The following is a 16491-nucleotide window of genomic DNA, read 5'->3' as shown; positions in this document are numbered from 1 at the left end:
CGAACTCCCCTTGTCAAACAGGTCCTTATGATGTTTTTTTAAAGGCGGACCCGCGATTTTTTGATTGAACCCTTTGTTTGAAAGCTTTAGCTATGCCCCAATACGAAACGACTGCTTTGCCGGTATAACTGGCCGGCTTTAAGCAAAGCCGTTGGAAAATTTGGTTTATTGACCGCATTTGGATAGCCATGAGGCTCCAGACATAAAGCAGCGTATTTCTCTATTGGCGTGCCTTGGTTACCCTTGATGCTGCCATCGAGAAAATTGCCGCTATAAAACTGGATACCAGGTTGGTCAGTAAACAACTGCAAAAAACGGCCTGAAACAGGGTCCCGCACTAAAGCCGCCGCTCTGTTCTGATCGCGGTCTTTATTCAATACAAAATAATGGTCGTAGCCATTTTCAAGCTGGCCAATATCCTGACCAATCAGCTTGCCCGTTTTAAAATCAAAAGCGCCGGCTGCTGGCACTAACTCGCCTGTGGGCACCAGTTGTTTATCCAGTTGCAGAATAAAATCGGCATCCAGCTGTAATTGCTGTTCAAGTACAGTGCCTTTACCCACTCCGCCAATGGCCCAGTAGGCATGATTGGTCAGGCTGACCGGAGTGTCTTTATCTGACACAGCGCTGTATTCCAGTACCAGTTCATTGTGCGCCAGCAAGCTATAACGCAGTTGCACATCCAACTGACCAGGAAAACCCTGATCACCCTCTAAGCTGGTGATGCGAAAGGTGACACTGACTCTGTCTTTTTGCTGCTCTATATCAAAACTCCAGAAGCGACTGCCTAAACCATCAGGGCCACCATGCAATTGATTGGGACCTTCATTGGCCAGCAAGGACATGACCTGACCTTGTTGCATATAAGCGGCAGCCCCAATACGATTGGCCACCCGACCTATAGTCACGGCGAAATAATAAGAGTTGCGGGCAAACTGGCTTGGGTCCTGGTAGTTTTGGATTAGCTCTACTGCCTTGTTTGTTAGAAGCTCTGGCATAAGCACCGACCATAAACCGGCACCCAGATTACTTAAGGTAACGCTGAGTCCGGCCGGATTGGTCAGTTTAATCAGCTGCAAAGGCCGCTTTAACGCAGCCAGCTGCAAAGTGTCGGTCGTGACGACAAAACCCATTTAAGCCTCAACCGCTGCGCTGGTTTTTACCCCATTGACCAAACGCGGCAGCGCCCATGGATTGGCGTTTTGCAGCTCTGGTGGTAATAACTCAGCCGGGTAATTTTGGAAACAAATAGGACGAACAAAACGGGCAATAGAAGCTGTACCTACTGAGGTAAAACGCGCATCTGTAGCCGCAGGGAAAGGTCCGCCGTGCATCATGGCATCACAAACTTCCACACCAGTCGGGAAGTTATTCACCACCAGACGGCCTACTTTTTGCCGCAGCACACTAATTAATTCAGCCTGAGTGGCAAGCTCAGCTGCTGTGGCCTGTAAAGTGCCTGTCAGCTGACCTTTTAAAGTGCGCACTACCGCCAGCAATTGCGCCTCGTCGACACAACTCACCAGCACAGAGACATGACCAAAGACTTCTTCCTGCAAATGTGGATTGGCTAAAAAGGCTTCGGCTGTCACTTTAAAAAGTTTGGCCTGAGTGCAGAAGCCTGCTTTGTCGCCCACAGCTTCACCGCTACCAACCAATTCAACACCAGCCTGCTCCGACAAATGCGCTGTGCCTTTTTGATAAGCAGCCGCTATACCTTCGTTCAGCATCACACCAGCTGGTACTTTGGCTAAAGCAGCAGATGCTGCTGCGCAGAATCTGTCCAAAGCCGGGCTATGAATAGCCACTGCCACACCTGGATTGACGCAGAACTGGCCCACACCCAAAGTTAAAGAACCAACAAAACCTGTTGCTATAGTTTCAGCATTTTGCTCAAGCGCCTCTGGCAATAACACCACAGGGTTAACACTACCCATTTCTGCAAATACAGGAATAGGTTCAGGCCTGTTATTGGCCAGTTGAAACAGCGCCATGCCACCTGCTAAAGAACCGGTAAAGCCCACAGCTTTTACTTCAGGCGCAACCACCAGTTCAGAACCTACTTCACGACCAGAACCCATAATCAGAGAAAACACACCTGCAGGTAATCCGGCTTTTTGCACCGCTTTATGCAAAGCTTGCGCGACCAGCTCACAAGTACCGGGATGCGAGTTATGACCTTTGACAATAACAGGGCAGCCAGCAGCTAAAGCAGCAGCTGTATCACCACCTGCCACAGAAAAGGCTAATGGAAAGTTACTGGCCCCAAACACCACCACAGGACCTATAGGTTGATTGGTGTAACGTAAATCCGGCCTGGGCAAAGGCTGACGATCAGGCAAGGCGGTATCAATACGAATATTCAGGTATTCACCAGAGCGGATAGAAGATGCAAATAAACGCAACTGATTGACAGTGCGGGCGCGCTCACCTTCACCCCGGGCTTTTGGATAACCTGTTTCTAATGCCACACGTTCAGGCAATACATCCCCTAACGCCATAATTTCATCAGCGCATAATTCTAAAAACTCAGCACGCTGTTCAAGCGAGGTGGCAGCATAAAGGGGCGCTGCTTCTGCTGCTGCCGCCACCGCCTGATGCACCTGAGCTTTGCTGGCATAACTCATCACAGGTTCAATAAAAGCTGCTGTAGCTGGGTTGACCGCCTGGTACTGACCCGCTTCGCCTTGCACCCATTGCCCGTTAATCAGTTGTTGGCCTGTAATCATCATTGCTAAACCCTTGTTTACTCTTAAGTCATAAAAAGTGGTGGTAAAAAAGTGGCTGAATCACTGCACATGCAATTAGATCCAGCCACCGTCCACAATAAAGTTTTGTGCTGTACATAATTTGCTATCGTCGGAGGCCAGAAACAGCGCCATAGCTGCCACATCTTCCGGCATCAGGCTGTCTTTGACGCATTGATTTTTTTCAATATCCCGTGCTGTTTCTTCGTTCACCCAGTACTTCAGCTGACGTTCTGTCATCACCCAGCCCGGCGTTAAGGTATTGACGCGGATTTTATCCGGCCCTAAATCACGGGCTAAACCACGGGTTAATCCCAAAACTGCGGCTTTAGAACTGGTGTAGCCCGGCATACCGCCCTGACTTTCATACCAGCTCATCGAACCTAAATTGATAATGGAACCACCGCCCAGTTGTTTCATCTGCGGATAGACAGCCTGAATGGCAAAAAACTGATGGCGTAAATTGATATTAACCCGCTGATCCCAATACTCTGGCGTCACCTCAAGGAAGTTATGCCGGGTATCGCTGGCGGCGTTATTTATTAATACGCTGATAGCGCCAAGGTCTTGTTTTACCTGCTCTATCACCTGCTTTAAATCATCGATATTCAGCAAATCACAGGCATAAAACTTCAGCTCTGCTTCTGGATATTTTGTAGTTAAATTAGATACTAAGACCTTAGACTCAACCTCTAAGATATCAACAAAAGCCACTTTAGCGCCCTGAGCGATAAAAGCTTCTACCAGACAAGCACCAATGCCTGAACCACCGCCACTGATAAATACGGTTTTGTGACACAGACTTGGATACTGATTGCTTAACGTCATGTATTGTCCTTTCTAAATAAAATAATCGGCCCAGCTGGCACCACCCACAGGACCGATCCGGCGTAAAGCCTAAACTAATGCGAATGAGCTGGCACTGCAGCACCACGACAACCTACTAAAAAGTCGAAGTCGCAGCCTTCATCGGCCTGTAAAACCCGTTCGCGATAAATTTCCATATAACCACCAGTGCGCATAATCACTTGTGTGGCTTTTAATTTTTCTAAACGTGCGGCAATTTCTTCGTCCGACACTTCCAGATGCAACACACCATTGTGGGCATCCAGCTGAATATAATCCCCTTCCTGCACTGCAGCTAAAGGCCCTAATTCCATAGCCTCAGGTGTGACATGTAACACCACTGTACCAAAAGCTGTACCACTCATACGGGCATCTGAAATACGCACCATATCTTTAATGCCTTTTTGCAGCACCTTAGGAGGTAAGCCCATATTGCCGACTTCGGCCATACCAGGGTAGCCTTTTGGTCCACAGTTTTTCAGCACCATGATGCTATTTTCATCAATATCCAGCTCAGGATCATTAATGCGGGCTTTGTACATATCGAAGTTTTCAAACACCACGGCTTTACCACGGTGTTTTAATAAATGTGGGCTGGCCGCTGAGGGTTTTAACACGGCACCACGAGGCGCTAAGTTGCCGCGTAAAATACAAATACCACCACTGGCCACCAACGGATTATCCATAGGTCGAATGACATCATCGTTGTAGCATTCAGAGTCTTTGACGTTGTCCCAGATACTTTTACCGTTTGCTGTTAAGGCGTCGTTATTTAACATGCCGTTCTCGCCTAAACGGCGCAGCACTGCAGGCAAACCACCTGAGTAATAAAATTCTTCCATCAGGTATTTACCGGACGGTTGCAGGTTCACCAGAGTCGGAACACCTTTGCCATGCGACCAGTCATCCAGAGATAAATCCACACCAATACGACCTGCTATGGCTTTTAAGTGGATCACTGCATTAGTAGAACCGCCTATGGCAGCATTGGTACGAATGGCATTAATAAAGGCATCTTTGGTCAGAATTTTCGATAGCTTTAAATCTTCAAACACCATATCGACAATACGCATACCAGATAAATGCGCCAGCACATAACGGCGTGAATCCACAGCAGGAATGGCCGCATTATGAGGCAAGCTGGTGCCTAAAGACTCGGCCATACAGGCCATAGTAGAAGCAGTGCCCATGGTGTTACAGGTACCGGCAGAACGCGACATGCTGGCCTCCATATCCATAAACTGTTCCAGTGTAATACGGCCAGCCTTATATTCTTCATGCGCTTGCCAAACTAGCGTGCCTGAGCCGACATCTTTGCCATGGTGCTTGCCGTTTAACATAGGCCCACCTGTGACCACTATGGTCGGTAAGTCACAACTGGCAGCGCCCATTAATAAGGCTGGAGTGGTTTTATCACAGCCGACCAGCAGCACCACACCATCTATAGGATTACCACGAATAGCTTCTTCCGTATCCATAGCAGCCAGGTTGCGAGTTAACATAGCAGTTGGACGTAAATTCGATTCACCGTTCGAAAACACCGGAAATTCAACCGGAATACCACCTGCTTCACGGATACCATTTTTGACCCGCTCGGCGATTTGACGAAAATGTGCATTACAAGGCGTCAGCTCGGACCAGGTATTACAAACCCCAATCACCGGCTTGCCCTGAAAGTGATGATCAGGAATACCCTGATTTTTCATCCAGCTGCGATACATAAAGCCATTTTTATCGTTAGTACCAAACCAGCTGGCAGACCGAAGCTGCACTTTTTTCTTTTCGTCTTGGGCCATAGTTGAATCCTAAAGCAATTTGATTTAATAATATTGTATTACTAATACATCAAGCTGAAGCCAAAGTTCAAGCAGTTCGTAAAAAATTTTCACCAAAGCTGTGCAGTTTTATTCACTCTGCTTTGATTTAATTAGAATTTTTTCTCTGCCTCTGACTTGTTCAATTTTTGCACATCCAGCTCAATTAGTAATACTATAAGATAATTATCATTAAATCACGACAGGGGTATTATGAAAAAGGTTCAGATATTTACCATTTTACTGCTGACCGGATTATTAAGTCTGGTCAGTAACAGCCTGTGGGCTGCCAATCCTTTATTTACCGATGTACGTACTGCAGATCCGGCCGCTTTAGTGGTCGGTGATACCGTCTATTTGTACACAGGCCATGATGAAGCCAAAGACAACAAAAGCTTTTTTGTGATGCATGACTGGTTGGTGTTTTCCTCCAAAGACATGAAAAACTGGCAGGCGCATGGCGCTAAACTTAAAGCCAAAGATTTCAGTTGGGCTAAGGGCGATGCCTGGGCGTCACAGGTCATTGAAAAGGACGGTAAGTTTTATTGGTATGTCACAGTGCGTCACGCCACGATCAATGGTTTTGCTATTGGTGTGGCTGTGGGTGACACACCACTTGGGCCTTTTAAAGATGCCCGTGGCACAGCTTTGATCACCAACGATATGACTACTGACACTGAAATCGACTGGGATGATATAGACCCTTCGGTGTTTATTGACGACGACGGTCAGGCCTATTTGTTTTGGGGCAATACCAAAGCCCGCTACGCCAAACTCAAAGCCAATATGACAGAGCTGGATGGCCCTATTCAGAATTTGGATCTGCCGAATTTTACCGAAGCCATTTGGGTGCATAAAAAAGGCGATTTGTATTACCTGTCTTATGCTTCGGGTTTCCCGGAAAAAATTGTTTATGCCACCAGCAAAAAAATCACTGGCCCCTGGATCTATCAGGACATTCTGAATGAAGTAGCGGGCAATTCCCCCACTAACCATCAGGCCATTATTGAATTTAAAGGCAAAGATTATTTTATTTATCACACAGGTGCAGCTCAACCTGATGGTGGCGAATTCCGCCGCTCAGTCGCAGTTGACCGGCTGTATTACAACAAAGATGGCACTCTAAAACGCGTCATTATGACCAGTGAAGGTTTGGATAAAGACTAATCCCCTTTGTACTTGAAGCTGCAGCGTTGTTGCCTGCGCTCCTCGCCCCAGTCACATAGGACAACTATGCTCCTGGGGTCTAGCTCGCTTGCCGCCTGGCTGCAACATCAATTACTTTGGGGATAATTTGGCTATAGACCCGCACGCGATTTTATGGTTCTGCTTGACAATAGTAAGTAGAAAACAGATATTAATCCTATTGTAATACAAATATAAAATTAACGAGGATGTGCGATGCGTTTAATTCAATTTGTGACTAAAGAGCAGCAGCGTGCTGTGGCTTTGGTGTTATCCACTACTGAGGTTCAGCCTTTAGCTGGTGTTCAAACCGTCTATCAGCTGGCAAATCAGGCTTTGGCTGCTAAAAAGCCATTGCAGCAGTTAGTGACAGAACTGATCAGTGACCAGCGGTTTGATTATCAGAGCATCCTGGCTGAAGGCCGTTTACTAGCGCCTTTTGATCATCCGGATCAAGCACATATGCTGGTGACAGGCACAGGCCTGACCCACTTAGGCAGCGCTGATACCCGCGCTACTATGCATGCTCAAACCAGCGGCAAAGCTGTGGCTGAACTGACAGATACCATGAAAATGTTTAAGTTGGGTTTGGATGGCGGTAAACCTGCTGCAGGTGAAACCGGTGTGCAACCTGAATGGTTTTATAAAGGAGATGGCAGCATAGTGGTCCCCCCCGGAGCTGCGCTGCTGTCTCCTTCTTTTGCCTTAGATGGCGGTGAAGAACCTGAAATTGTTGGGCTTTATATCAATGACGCTGAAGGTCAGCCCTGGCGTATTGGTTTTGCTTTAGGCAATGAGTTCTCCGATCACAAAACTGAACGGCTGAATTATTTATACCTGGCGCATTCCAAACTACGGCCTTGCGCTCTAGGCCCTGAATTATTGCTGGGTGATTTGCCAACTCATATTGAAGGCACGTCACGTATCTACCGTGACGGTAAATTACTGTGGCAAAAAGCTTTTGTCAGCGGTGAAGAGAATATGTCGCACAGCATCAGTAATCTGGAACACCACCACTTTAAATACGATTTATTTTGCCGCCCAGGTGATGCCCACCTGCATTATTTTGGCACAGCCACTTTAAGCGTGGGTGATGGTATTGAAACTCGCTCTGGTGATGTTTTTGAAATTGAAGCACCGGTTTTTGGTTTAGCGCTGCGTAATACCTTAGCTGTGGATAGCAAGCAGCCTTTGACAGTAAAAGCGCTGTAAAAGGATAAGCAGGCAAAGTATTTGGCTCTGCCTGCTGTTGATCACTCCGGCTGTTTTGCCAGATTTTTCAGTGCATATTCCAGGTTTTCTTTCGACTTAGCCAGCAACTGGAACATCTCAATTTTAGCTTTGGCGGCATCGCCCGCAGCTATGGCCTGATACACGGCTTTGTGGCCAGGCAATGAATCGACATACTCTTCGGCAATAGAACTGCTTAAGCGGAACAACCCCATTAAGGCCGTTTGTATCGTCATGCCCAGAGAAATCATAAATTCATTGTTGGTGGCATCCAGTACCGCCATATGAAAATCCAGATCGCTTGAAAACACCGCATCAGTGCCAATTTCAGCTTTTTCCATTGCATCGTAAGCCGCACCTAAAGTGGCTGATTGTTCTTCACTGCGGTTTTTTGCCGCCAGTTCAGCTGCTGCAGGTTCAAAAATTTCACGTATTTCAAATAAAGAAATAAAAAACTGCGGCGATGGTTTGGATTCAAAACACCAGCTTAAAATTTCACTGTCGAACATATTCCAGTGTTTGCGGGGGCGAATGCGGGTGCCAAGCTTAGGCCGCGATTCCAGTAAACCTTTGGATGTCAGAATTTTAAAAGCTTCACGCAGCGCAGTACGGGACACGCCTAACTCTTCACCTATAGTGGTTTCGTTAGGAATATATTCACCTGGCGAATAAATGCCACTGACAATACGGGTCCCTAATTCTTCCGCCACCCAGCCATGAATACTTTGAGGCCGGCTTTTTAACTGATTTGCCATGCAGATCCCCTAAACATCGACCTGCAATTCAGGCCAAAATCAAATTCTTACTACAATAGGATTTATGTTAACCGATTTACCGCAAAAAAACCTGACAGCTGTCTGATTTCATTAGTTTTTCATCATAAGTGCGGAAAAATCATAGGCATTGCGGCACTAAATAGCAATATCCCTTCTTCCTTGAAGCCGCAGCTTTGTTGACTACGCTGCTCTCCCCAGTCACATAGGACAACTATGCTCCTGGGGTCTCGTGCACTTGTCGCCTCCCTGCAACTTCAATGACTTTGGGTATACAGCAGGTAAATGAACATCTTGGTGCATATATGCACAAACAAAGCGCAACACCGCAGTTCCCACTGAAAACAAAAACGAACAAAAACAGGCTAACTATATGAAAAACATAAAAATAACAAAGATGGCACAAGAGCTGCTTTATTTTTGTTGTCGCATTCGCTGCGGTTAAATAATCATCTTTTGGCAAAGGCGCCATCTGTCCGTCTCCGATATACGGGGCCAGACAGATGGCGTTTTTTTTTGAGGAAAATCTATGAGACTTTTAACTCTTACTCTATTGCTCGGCAGCTGTTGCCTGAGTCAGGCAGAGGCAGCACAGGCAGAAAAAACCGATCTGCGGTTGGGTTTTGTCAAACTGACCGATATGGCGCCTTTAGCTGTGGCGCTGGAACAAGGTTATTTTGAAGACGAAGGGTTATTTGTCAGCGTTGAAGCTCAGGCCAACTGGAAAGTATTGCAGGACAGAGTGACAGACGGTCAGTTAGATGCAGCTCATATGCTGGCAGGACAAGTGGTCGCGGCCTCTGCAGGTTTAGGCAGTCAGGCCAGATTACAAACCAGCCTGGTGTTGGATTTACATGGCAACGCCTGCACTCTGGACAAAAGCATTTGGCAACAAGTGCCACAAGCGCAAAAATCAGCCATAGGTCAGGCCCAATCCGCAGCTGTTCTGCAAACCGCTTTGAAGTCTTTTGCTGAACAAGGCAAAAGCATGCAGTTTGGTACTGTGTTTCCTTACTCCAGTCATAACTATGAACTGCGTTACTGGCTGGCCGCTGGCGGTATTCATCCGGGTTTTTATGCGCCAGAACAAGGCGATAACTCAGGGCAACTTCAGGCACAGCTACTTATTTCAGTGACTCCGCCACCTCAGATGCCAGCCACTATGGAAGCTGGTACTTTGCAGGGCTTTTGTGTCGGTGAACCCTGGAACCAACAGGCAGTACAAAAAGGTTTAGGTGTGGTTCTGGTGACCAACGAGCAATTGCATGGGGCTATGGCTGAAAAAGTACTGGGGGTTACAGCAGACTGGGCCAAAGCCAATCCAAACACCCATATCAAACTGATCAAAGCTTTATTACGTGCAGGTTATTGGCTGGATCAAAACAACAATGCCAACAGAGTGGCAGCGGCCAAAATGATTTCTCAGCCGCATTATGTCGGCGCTGATGTTGGCATTTTAAGCCGCAGCATGACAGGCACCTTTGAATTTGAACAAGGCAAAACCAGTCAGCAGCAGGATTTTAATGTGTTTTTCCGTTATCACGCCACCTACCCCTTTTATGCAGATGCGATTTGGTACCTGACTCAAATGCGCCGCTGGGGCCAGATAGCCAAAGCTCAGGACGATGCCTGGTATCTGCAGCAAGCTCAGCAAGTATTTCAGCCAGAGCCTTATCAACAAGCAGCGGCTGAACTGATAGCCGAAGGCAAACTGAAGACAACTGACTTTGTTGATTTCACAGCCACCTCTTTAACCAGACCAGGCAAAGCGTCCAGCTTTATCGATGGCAAAGCCTTTGACCCCAGTCAGCCTAACGCCTATTTGCAGCAATTTGCCATTGGGCAACAAAGCGATGCTGCGCCAAATACGGCCACAGCCAAAAACTAACAGGAGTAGTTGATGAATATTCTGAAACACCCGGCCTTAAGCCAATGGCAAAGCCAGTTCAGCTCAACGCTGTTCTGGCGTAAGCAGCTGAAACAAAGCCTGCTGACCTTAAGTGGCCTGCTGGTGTTTGTGTTGTGCTGGCAATTGGCGTCCAGCCAGATCCAAACCTCTTTGGGTCAGTTTCCTGGACCAGCCCAGGCTGCTGCTCAGTGGTCGCAATTAGTCGACGAATACCAGGCTGAAAAACAACGCGAGGATGCCTTTCATCGACGCCAGCTTGAGCGCCATTCCGCTATGTTGGCTGAAGATCCAACCGCGGAATTCACCAGCTTGCCCTACAGAGCCAGACCGACCTTTTTTTCACAAATTCTGACCAGCCTGCACACCGTATTAACAGGTTTTGTGCTCGCCAGTCTGATTGCTATTCCTTTAGGCATGCTGATTGGACTGAGCAACAACCTGTATCAGGTGTTTAACCCGCTGATCCAGCTGTTTAAACCTATTTCACCTTTGGCCTGGCTGCCGCTGGTGACCTTAATTGTCAGCTCAGTGGATTTGAGCTCAGCCTGGGGCAGTCGCTCTTTTGTCGTGTCGGTCTGTACTGTGATGTTGTGTTCACTCTGGCCAACCTTACTAAACACTGCGGTAGGCGTCAGTCAGGTACCCAACGATTTACTGAATGTCAGCAAAGTGCTGCGCTTAAGCTGGTGGCGTCACCTGCGCATCATTGTGCTGCCCTCTGCTGTACCAATGATTTTTACCGGTTTACGTTTGTCTTTGGGCATTGCCTGGATGGTGCTTATTGCCGCCGAAATGCTGGCGCAAAACCCAGGCCTTGGCAAATTTGTCTGGGATGAGTTTCAGAATGGTTCGTCCGATTCGTTAAGCCGCATTTGTGTGGCTGTGCTGGTGATAGGCCTGCTGGGTTTTGCGTTAGACCGGCTGATGTTGATGCTACAGCGCAAAGTGAACTGGGATAAAACTGCGGTCAGCCGCTAGGAGCTTGTTATGCAAAAAACAAATTCGGGGATGCAAAAAACACATTTAGAACTGACGCAGGTAGGTATCAGTTTCCCCACTGAAAAAGGCCCTTTTGTTGCGCTGCAAAACGTCAATTTGCATATCAAAAAAGGCGAGTTTGTCAGCCTGATAGGCCACTCAGGCTGCGGTAAGTCCACAGTACTGAATATTGTCGCAGGTTTACATCAGGCGACAACTGGTGGGGTGATTTTAAATCACAAAGAAGTGACAGAGCCAGGCCCGGAGCGGGCTGTGGTGTTTCAGAACCATTCATTATTGCCCTGGCTGACTGTGTATCAAAACGTTGAGCTTGCGGTAAAACAGCAGTCTGACGGCAAAAAAACCAAAGCGGAAATTCGTGACTGGGTAGAACACAATCTGGAGCTGGTGCATATGAGTCATGCACTGGATAAAAGACCAAACGAAATCTCAGGCGGCATGAAACAACGGGTGGGCATAGCGCGGGCTTTGGCAATGCAACCTGAAGTGCTGTTAATGGATGAGCCTTTTGGTGCTTTGGACGCCTTAACCCGTGCCCACTTGCAGGATTCCTTAATGGAGATCCAGGCTCAGCTCAATACCACAGTGATGATGATCACCCATGACGTGGATGAAGCTGTGTTGTTATCCGACCGCATTGTGATGATGACCAATGGCCCGGCCGCCACTATAGGCGAAATTTTAACAGTCGATTTGCCGCGCCCGCGCCACAGACTGCAACTGGCCGATGACCCCAGCTATAACCATTATCGTCATCAGGTGCTGAGCTTCCTTTATGAAAAACAGCGCAAAGTAGAAGATCTGGGCAGTAAAAGAGAGAAAAAACAACAGAATAAAACTCAGGCCAGCGCTTGAAGGAGCGACAGATGACAGACGCAGATTTAGTCATTATTGGTAACGGTATGGCGTGCCATAAATTACTGGCCGATTTGGTGCAACAACCCAACAGACCTGCCCGTATTCTGGTGTTCGGTGCTGAAACCAAAGCAGCTTATAACAGAGTCTTGTTGTCGTCTTTGCTGGCTGGGGAGCTCGCCGACCAGGCGGCAGAACTTTGTGCCTCTGAGTGGTATCAGCAGCATCAGATTGAACTGGTTTTGGGCGATGCAGTAGTGCATCTGGATAAACACAATAAACAACTGATTAGCCGCAGTGGCCTGGTGGTGCGTTATCAGCAACTGGTGCTGGCCCTTGGCGCAGAAGCCACTACTCCCCCTTATGCAAAAACAGCACTGCCAGGACTTTGCACCTTTCGCAACTGGTCGGATTTAGAACAACTACGCCAAGTCGCAGCAAAAGGCGGTAAAGCGCTGGTGTTAGGCGGTGGTTTTTTAGGTTTGGAAGCCGCTGAGGGTTTACGTAAACAAGGCATGCAGGTCAGTTTGTTGCAGCGCAGCGGTTATCTGCTGAATCGCCAGCTGGACCCGGCCGCAGCGACTTTATTGCAGCAACAGCTGGAGCACAGAGGCCTGACTATTTTCACCCATGCTTCAGTGTCAACATTGCTACAGAGGGATCAAAAATTTAGTGGTGTGCTACTTACTGATGGCAGCCAGCTGGAGGCGGATGTACTGGTGATGGCCCTTGGCATCAGACCGAATATTCAACTGGCGCAACAAGCCGGATTACGGACAGAGCAAGGCATTTGTGTCGATGCGCAACTACGAAGTTCAGACCCTGATATTTTTGCTTTAGGTGAATGTTGTCAGTTTGGTGAACATACTTTTGGTCTGGTGGCCCCTATCGCCACTCAGGCACAAGTGTTAGCCGCGGTGGTATCAGGCCAACATGCCAATTATCAGCTGTCCGACAGCAGCACACAGCTAAAAATCAGCGGTATTCAGCTAAGTTCCTGCGGTGATATTCCCGCCTTATTGCAACAACAGGATTTACAGCAGTTTTGTTATCAGGATCAGCAGCACCACGACTATCGCAGGCTCTGGCTGGATAAAGAGCGCCGTTTGGTCGGAGCTGTTTGTGTAGGCGATACCAGCTTATCCGGTTTTTATGCCGAGCTGATTAATCAGCAAAAAGCTGTCAGTTGTAGTACGGAGCTGCTATTTGGCCCTGCACAGCAAGCAGCGTAGAAAAAAGGATCAGTCATGCAGCATAACCCACTATCCACTTCAGCCAGCAACAACAAAGCTTTAACCGACAGCTTTGGTCGCAGCTTTGGTTATCTGCGTTTATCTGTCACCGATCAATGCAATTTTCGCTGCCTGTATTGCCTGCCGGATGGCAGCAGCTGTGTGGCTAAAACCGATTTAAGTCTGCAGGAAATTAAGCAACTGGTGACCACTTTTGCTGAGCTGGGCACCAGCAAAGTACGGATCACAGGCGGAGAGCCCAGTTTACGCAAAGACTTAACCAGCATTATCTCCACAGTCAAAGCTATTCCCGGCATTCAGACCGTGGCTTTAAGTACCAATGGCTACCGGCTGCAAAAAGACGTCAGGCACTGGCGTGAAGCAGGTTTGGATCAACTGACGGTCAGTGTGGATAGTCTGGACGAAGCCACTTTTGCGCTGGTAACAGGTCAGGATAAATTGCCGCAGATCATGGCAGGGCTGGAGCTTGCTGACAGCCTGGGCTTTGACAGCATTAAACTCAATACTGTGCTGTTGAAACAACACAATGCCGCAGCTTTGGCTGATTTTCAGGCTTTGGTGCGGCAAAAAAACTGGACCTTACGTTTTATCGAACTGATGCAAACCCAAACAGGTTCAGCTTTTTTTCGCCAGCAACATTTATCCGCCCAAGCACTGGAGCAGCAACTGCAACAACAAGGCTGGACAGTGTTAACAAAAACCGCCACTGCAGGACCAGCCCGCGAATATCAGCATCCGGATTATCAGGGCCGTTTAGGTTTTATTACCCCTTATCAGCAGGATTTTTGTGACAGCTGTAACAGATTAAGAGTGTCAAGCACAGGCCTGTTGTTTTTGTGTTTATTTGCCGAACAGCATCAAAACCTACGGCCCTGGCTGAACCAACCCACAGAGCTACTCAAAGGCTGGCTGCAACAGCAAGTACAACAGAAAAAAGCCAGTCATTTTTTACATCAGCAGAACCCGGGCGCTACCCGGAACTTCGCCATGATAGGTGGTTAAGGAGCAATAATGCTTGAGAACTTTGGGGCCATTTTACTTTGTGGTGGCAAGTCCAGCCGGATGGGGCAGGACAAAGCTTTGTTACGCTATCAGGCTTCAGCGTATTGCTGGCAAGGCATAGCGCCAACCTTGCTGGAGCATCAACAACTGGTGCTGATCCAAACCGGTGCCAGCGAAATTTTATTAAGTGGTAACAGGGCCGGAGCCATTGCCGATCACTGGCCTGATAAAGGGCCACTGGCAGGTATTCATGCCTGTTTAAGCCAAAGCAAATATCAGCTGAATCTGGTGATCCCTGTGGATATGCCGGGCCTGAGCCCCAGGTTATTGGAAACTTTAGTACAACGTCATCAGGGCGATGTCAGCACCTTTGCCGAAAGCACTTTGCCTTGTGTGCTGCGCCGATCTGAAGCCCTGCTCGACTATCTGGAGCTGCAACTACAACAAGGTGGCTCGCAGTGTTCACTCCGGCAATTGCAGCAACAATGGCAAGTGCATCAAACACCCTGCCCGGCACCGGAGCAGCTTTTTAACCTCAATACCATCACAGAATGGCGCCAGCATCAAAGCGTCAGGGAGAATTTATGGCCTTTCAGTTCAGCAGCATATTAACCCCTTTATCAGTGGCCGTTCTGACGGTCTCAGATACCAGAACACCGGATAACGACAGTTCAGGTGATTGCCTGGCCGGGCGTTTAACCAAGGCAGGCCACCTGTTGGCAGAGCGGCGTATTGTCAAAGACGACTTGTATCAGATACGGGCTTTGATCTCCCAATGGATTATTTCGCCGGATATTCAGGTGATTTTGCTGACAGGGGGCACTGGATTTACCGCCCGCGACTCGACACCAGAAGCAGTTAAACCTTTGCTGGATAAAGAAATTATTGGTTTTGGTGAGTCTTTTCGCCAATTGAGCTGGCAGCAGGTTGGCAGCTCCACTATTCAATCCCGCGCTTTAGCGGGTTTAGCCAATCAGACACTGATTGTCTGCCTGCCTGGATCGCCGAATGCCTGCGCCACAGGCTGGGATTTGATTCTACAGGACCAGCTCGACTCCCGGCATAAGCCCTGTAATTTAGTGCCCCATTTAAAAGCCTCTACTGCGGCTTTATGTCAACCAAGGAGCGCCTGATGCAAGCTTTTACTCATTTAGACAGCAAGGGTCAGGCCTTTATGGTGGATGTCAGCCAAAAAGCGGTCAGCACCAGGCAAGCCACGGCCACTGCTTTGCTGCAAACCACAAGTCAGGTGATCCAACTGATTGAACAACAACTGGTCATCAAAGGCGATGTGCTGGCAACAGCCCGTCTGGCCGGCATTATGGCGGCCAAACAAACCAGCCAGTTGATCCCTTTGTGCCATCCACTTCCGCTGAGTCAGGTGCAGGTGCATTTTCAGCTGGACCAGAATAAAGGCCAAATCCGTATTCAGTGCTGCTGCAAAGTCACAGCCAACACTGGCGTTGAAATGGAAGCCATGACAGGAGTTTGTGTTGCAGCTTTAACCTTGTACGACATGGTCAAAGCTGTGGATCCTGCTTTGCAGATCAGTGACGTACAGCTGCTGGAAAAACAAGGCGGCAAATCCGGGCTATGGCTGGCGCCGCATTTACAAAAGGAGACGGCAGATGCTTAAGGTGCTGTTTTTTGCCAGTTTGCGTGAAGAGCTGGCAACCCGTGAGCTGGAGTTATCCCTGCATGGTCCTCTGACTGTAGCTGAGCTAAAACAACAACTGGCGTTAACCAGCCCTGTCTGGTTACGCCAGCTTTGTCAGCGGCAAATACTGCAGGCGGTCAATCAACAATTAGTAGGTCTGGATCATCCACTGCAGCAAGGTGATGAAGTGGCTTTTTTTCCTATGGTGACAGGGGGATAGT

Annotated in this window: 16 protein-coding genes; 11 read left to right on the top strand and 5 right to left on the bottom strand. The window is 48.2% G+C overall.

The features are described 5' to 3' along the window. Positions 1 to 86: 86 nt before the first annotated feature. From J2W69_RS16370 to J2W69_RS16355, 4 genes are all read right to left on the bottom strand, one after another. Positions 87 to 1133: an aldose epimerase family protein gene (locus tag J2W69_RS16370; protein ID WP_310280550.1), complete on the bottom strand. Its 1047-nt coding sequence runs from the start codon at positions 1131 to 1133 to the stop codon at positions 87 to 89. Further along, positions 1134 to 2732, bottom strand: coding sequence for an aldehyde dehydrogenase (NADP(+)) (locus J2W69_RS16365; RefSeq protein ID WP_310280549.1), 1599 nt, complete (start codon positions 2730 to 2732; stop codon positions 1134 to 1136). A gap of 72 nt (positions 2733 to 2804) precedes the next feature. Then, positions 2805 to 3575, bottom strand: a complete 771-nt coding sequence (locus J2W69_RS16360; protein ID WP_310280547.1) for an SDR family NAD(P)-dependent oxidoreductase — start codon at positions 3573 to 3575, stop codon at positions 2805 to 2807. A 74-nt stretch (positions 3576 to 3649) separates the two neighbouring features. Continuing rightward, on the bottom strand, positions 3650 to 5389 hold the full coding sequence (locus J2W69_RS16355; RefSeq protein ID WP_310280545.1) for an IlvD/Edd family dehydratase: 1740 nt from the start codon (positions 5387 to 5389) through the stop codon (positions 3650 to 3652). 231 nt (positions 5390 to 5620) lie between these two features. On the opposite strand from J2W69_RS16355, the gene J2W69_RS16350 reads away from it, so the two are divergent. Then, positions 5621 to 6574 (top strand): glycoside hydrolase family 43 protein, encoded by a 954-nt coding sequence (locus tag J2W69_RS16350; protein WP_310280543.1) that lies wholly within the window; start codon positions 5621 to 5623, stop codon positions 6572 to 6574. Positions 6575 to 6808: 234 nt separating this feature from the next. After that, on the top strand, positions 6809 to 7804 hold the full coding sequence (araD1, locus tag J2W69_RS16345; protein WP_310280541.1) for an AraD1 family protein: 996 nt from the start codon (positions 6809 to 6811) through the stop codon (positions 7802 to 7804). 41 nt (positions 7805 to 7845) lie between these two features. On the opposite strand, the gene J2W69_RS16340 is transcribed toward araD1, so the two are convergent. Beyond that, on the bottom strand, positions 7846 to 8577 hold the full coding sequence (locus tag J2W69_RS16340) for a FadR/GntR family transcriptional regulator (protein ID WP_310280538.1): 732 nt from the start codon (positions 8575 to 8577) through the stop codon (positions 7846 to 7848). 547 nt (positions 8578 to 9124) lie between these two features. Between J2W69_RS16340 and J2W69_RS16335 the strand changes: the two genes are divergently transcribed. Genes J2W69_RS16335 through J2W69_RS16295 form a run of 9 tightly spaced genes read left to right on the top strand, consistent with a single transcriptional unit; the run spans position 9125 to position 16490 of the window. Then, on the top strand, positions 9125 to 10483 hold the full coding sequence (locus tag J2W69_RS16335) for a CmpA/NrtA family ABC transporter substrate-binding protein (RefSeq protein ID WP_310280536.1): 1359 nt from the start codon (positions 9125 to 9127) through the stop codon (positions 10481 to 10483). A gap of 12 nt (positions 10484 to 10495) precedes the next feature. Then, the gene (locus J2W69_RS16330; protein ID WP_310280534.1) at positions 10496 to 11482 is read left to right on the top strand and encodes an ABC transporter permease; all 987 of its coding nucleotides are present in this window, start codon (positions 10496 to 10498) and stop codon (positions 11480 to 11482) included. Between the two features lie 9 nt (positions 11483 to 11491). Continuing rightward, positions 11492 to 12358, top strand: coding sequence for an ABC transporter ATP-binding protein (locus J2W69_RS16325; RefSeq protein ID WP_310280531.1), 867 nt, complete (start codon positions 11492 to 11494; stop codon positions 12356 to 12358). Positions 12359 to 12369: 11 nt separating this feature from the next. Next, complete coding sequence (locus J2W69_RS16320) at positions 12370 to 13590, top strand: NAD(P)/FAD-dependent oxidoreductase (RefSeq protein ID WP_310280529.1); 1221 nt, start codon at positions 12370 to 12372, stop codon at positions 13588 to 13590. A 15-nt stretch (positions 13591 to 13605) separates the two neighbouring features. Next, positions 13606 to 14613, top strand: coding sequence for a GTP 3',8-cyclase MoaA (gene moaA, locus J2W69_RS16315; protein ID WP_310280527.1), 1008 nt, complete (start codon positions 13606 to 13608; stop codon positions 14611 to 14613). Positions 14614 to 14622: 9 nt separating this feature from the next. Beyond that, entirely contained in the window at positions 14623 to 15225 is a 603-nt protein-coding gene (mobA, locus tag J2W69_RS16310; protein WP_310280525.1) for a molybdenum cofactor guanylyltransferase, read from the top strand. After that, the gene (gene moaB, locus J2W69_RS16305; RefSeq protein WP_310280523.1) at positions 15198 to 15746 is read left to right on the top strand and encodes a molybdenum cofactor biosynthesis protein B; all 549 of its coding nucleotides are present in this window, start codon (positions 15198 to 15200) and stop codon (positions 15744 to 15746) included. The genes mobA and moaB overlap by 28 nt, the downstream gene beginning before the upstream one ends. Further along, positions 15746 to 16249: a cyclic pyranopterin monophosphate synthase MoaC gene (moaC, locus tag J2W69_RS16300; protein ID WP_310280521.1), complete on the top strand. Its 504-nt coding sequence runs from the start codon at positions 15746 to 15748 to the stop codon at positions 16247 to 16249. The genes moaB and moaC overlap by 1 nt, the downstream gene beginning before the upstream one ends. Continuing rightward, entirely contained in the window at positions 16242 to 16490 is a 249-nt protein-coding gene (locus J2W69_RS16295) for a MoaD/ThiS family protein (protein WP_310280520.1), read from the top strand. Before moaC ends, J2W69_RS16295 begins: the two co-directional genes overlap by 8 nt. Position 16491: the final 1 nt, after the last annotated feature.

The sequence above is a fragment of the Rheinheimera soli genome, from assembly GCF_031457405.1.
In the GTDB taxonomy this organism is placed as follows: domain Bacteria; phylum Pseudomonadota; class Gammaproteobacteria; order Enterobacterales; family Alteromonadaceae; genus Pararheinheimera; species Pararheinheimera soli_A.
The sequence above is the reverse complement of the archived record's forward strand: the minus strand, read 5'-3'. Positions and strand labels throughout refer to the sequence as shown.

Excerpts from the sequence above, each read along its gene's own strand:
- moaC (WP_310280521.1), top strand. The coding sequence starts at position 15,746 with ATGCAAGCTTTTACTCATTTAGACAGCAAGGGTCAGGCCTTTATGGTG.
- J2W69_RS16295 (WP_310280520.1), top strand. The coding sequence starts at position 16,242 with ATGCTTAAGGTGCTGTTTTTTGCCAGTTTGCGTGAAGAGCTGGCAACC.
- moaB (WP_310280523.1), top strand. The coding sequence starts at position 15,198 with ATGGCCTTTCAGTTCAGCAGCATATTAACCCCTTTATCAGTGGCCGTT.
- moaA (WP_310280527.1), top strand. The coding sequence starts at position 13,606 with ATGCAGCATAACCCACTATCCACTTCAGCCAGCAACAACAAAGCTTTA.
- J2W69_RS16335 (WP_310280536.1), top strand. The coding sequence starts at position 9,125 with ATGAGACTTTTAACTCTTACTCTATTGCTCGGCAGCTGTTGCCTGAGT.
- J2W69_RS16365 (WP_310280549.1), bottom strand. The coding sequence starts at position 2,732 with ATGATGATTACAGGCCAACAACTGATTAACGGGCAATGGGTGCAAGGC.
- J2W69_RS16370 (WP_310280550.1), bottom strand. The coding sequence starts at position 1,133 with ATGGGTTTTGTCGTCACGACCGACACTTTGCAGCTGGCTGCGTTAAAG.
- J2W69_RS16360 (WP_310280547.1), bottom strand. The coding sequence starts at position 3,575 with ATGACGTTAAGCAATCAGTATCCAAGTCTGTGTCACAAAACCGTATTT.
- J2W69_RS16330 (WP_310280534.1), top strand. The coding sequence starts at position 10,496 with ATGAATATTCTGAAACACCCGGCCTTAAGCCAATGGCAAAGCCAGTTC.
- J2W69_RS16355 (WP_310280545.1), bottom strand. The coding sequence starts at position 5,389 with ATGGCCCAAGACGAAAAGAAAAAAGTGCAGCTTCGGTCTGCCAGCTGG.
- mobA (WP_310280525.1), top strand. The coding sequence starts at position 14,623 with ATGCTTGAGAACTTTGGGGCCATTTTACTTTGTGGTGGCAAGTCCAGC.
- araD1 (WP_310280541.1), top strand. The coding sequence starts at position 6,809 with ATGCGTTTAATTCAATTTGTGACTAAAGAGCAGCAGCGTGCTGTGGCT.
- J2W69_RS16340 (WP_310280538.1), bottom strand. The coding sequence starts at position 8,577 with ATGGCAAATCAGTTAAAAAGCCGGCCTCAAAGTATTCATGGCTGGGTG.
- J2W69_RS16325 (WP_310280531.1), top strand. The coding sequence starts at position 11,492 with ATGCAAAAAACAAATTCGGGGATGCAAAAAACACATTTAGAACTGACG.
- J2W69_RS16320 (WP_310280529.1), top strand. The coding sequence starts at position 12,370 with ATGACAGACGCAGATTTAGTCATTATTGGTAACGGTATGGCGTGCCAT.
- J2W69_RS16350 (WP_310280543.1), top strand. The coding sequence starts at position 5,621 with ATGAAAAAGGTTCAGATATTTACCATTTTACTGCTGACCGGATTATTA.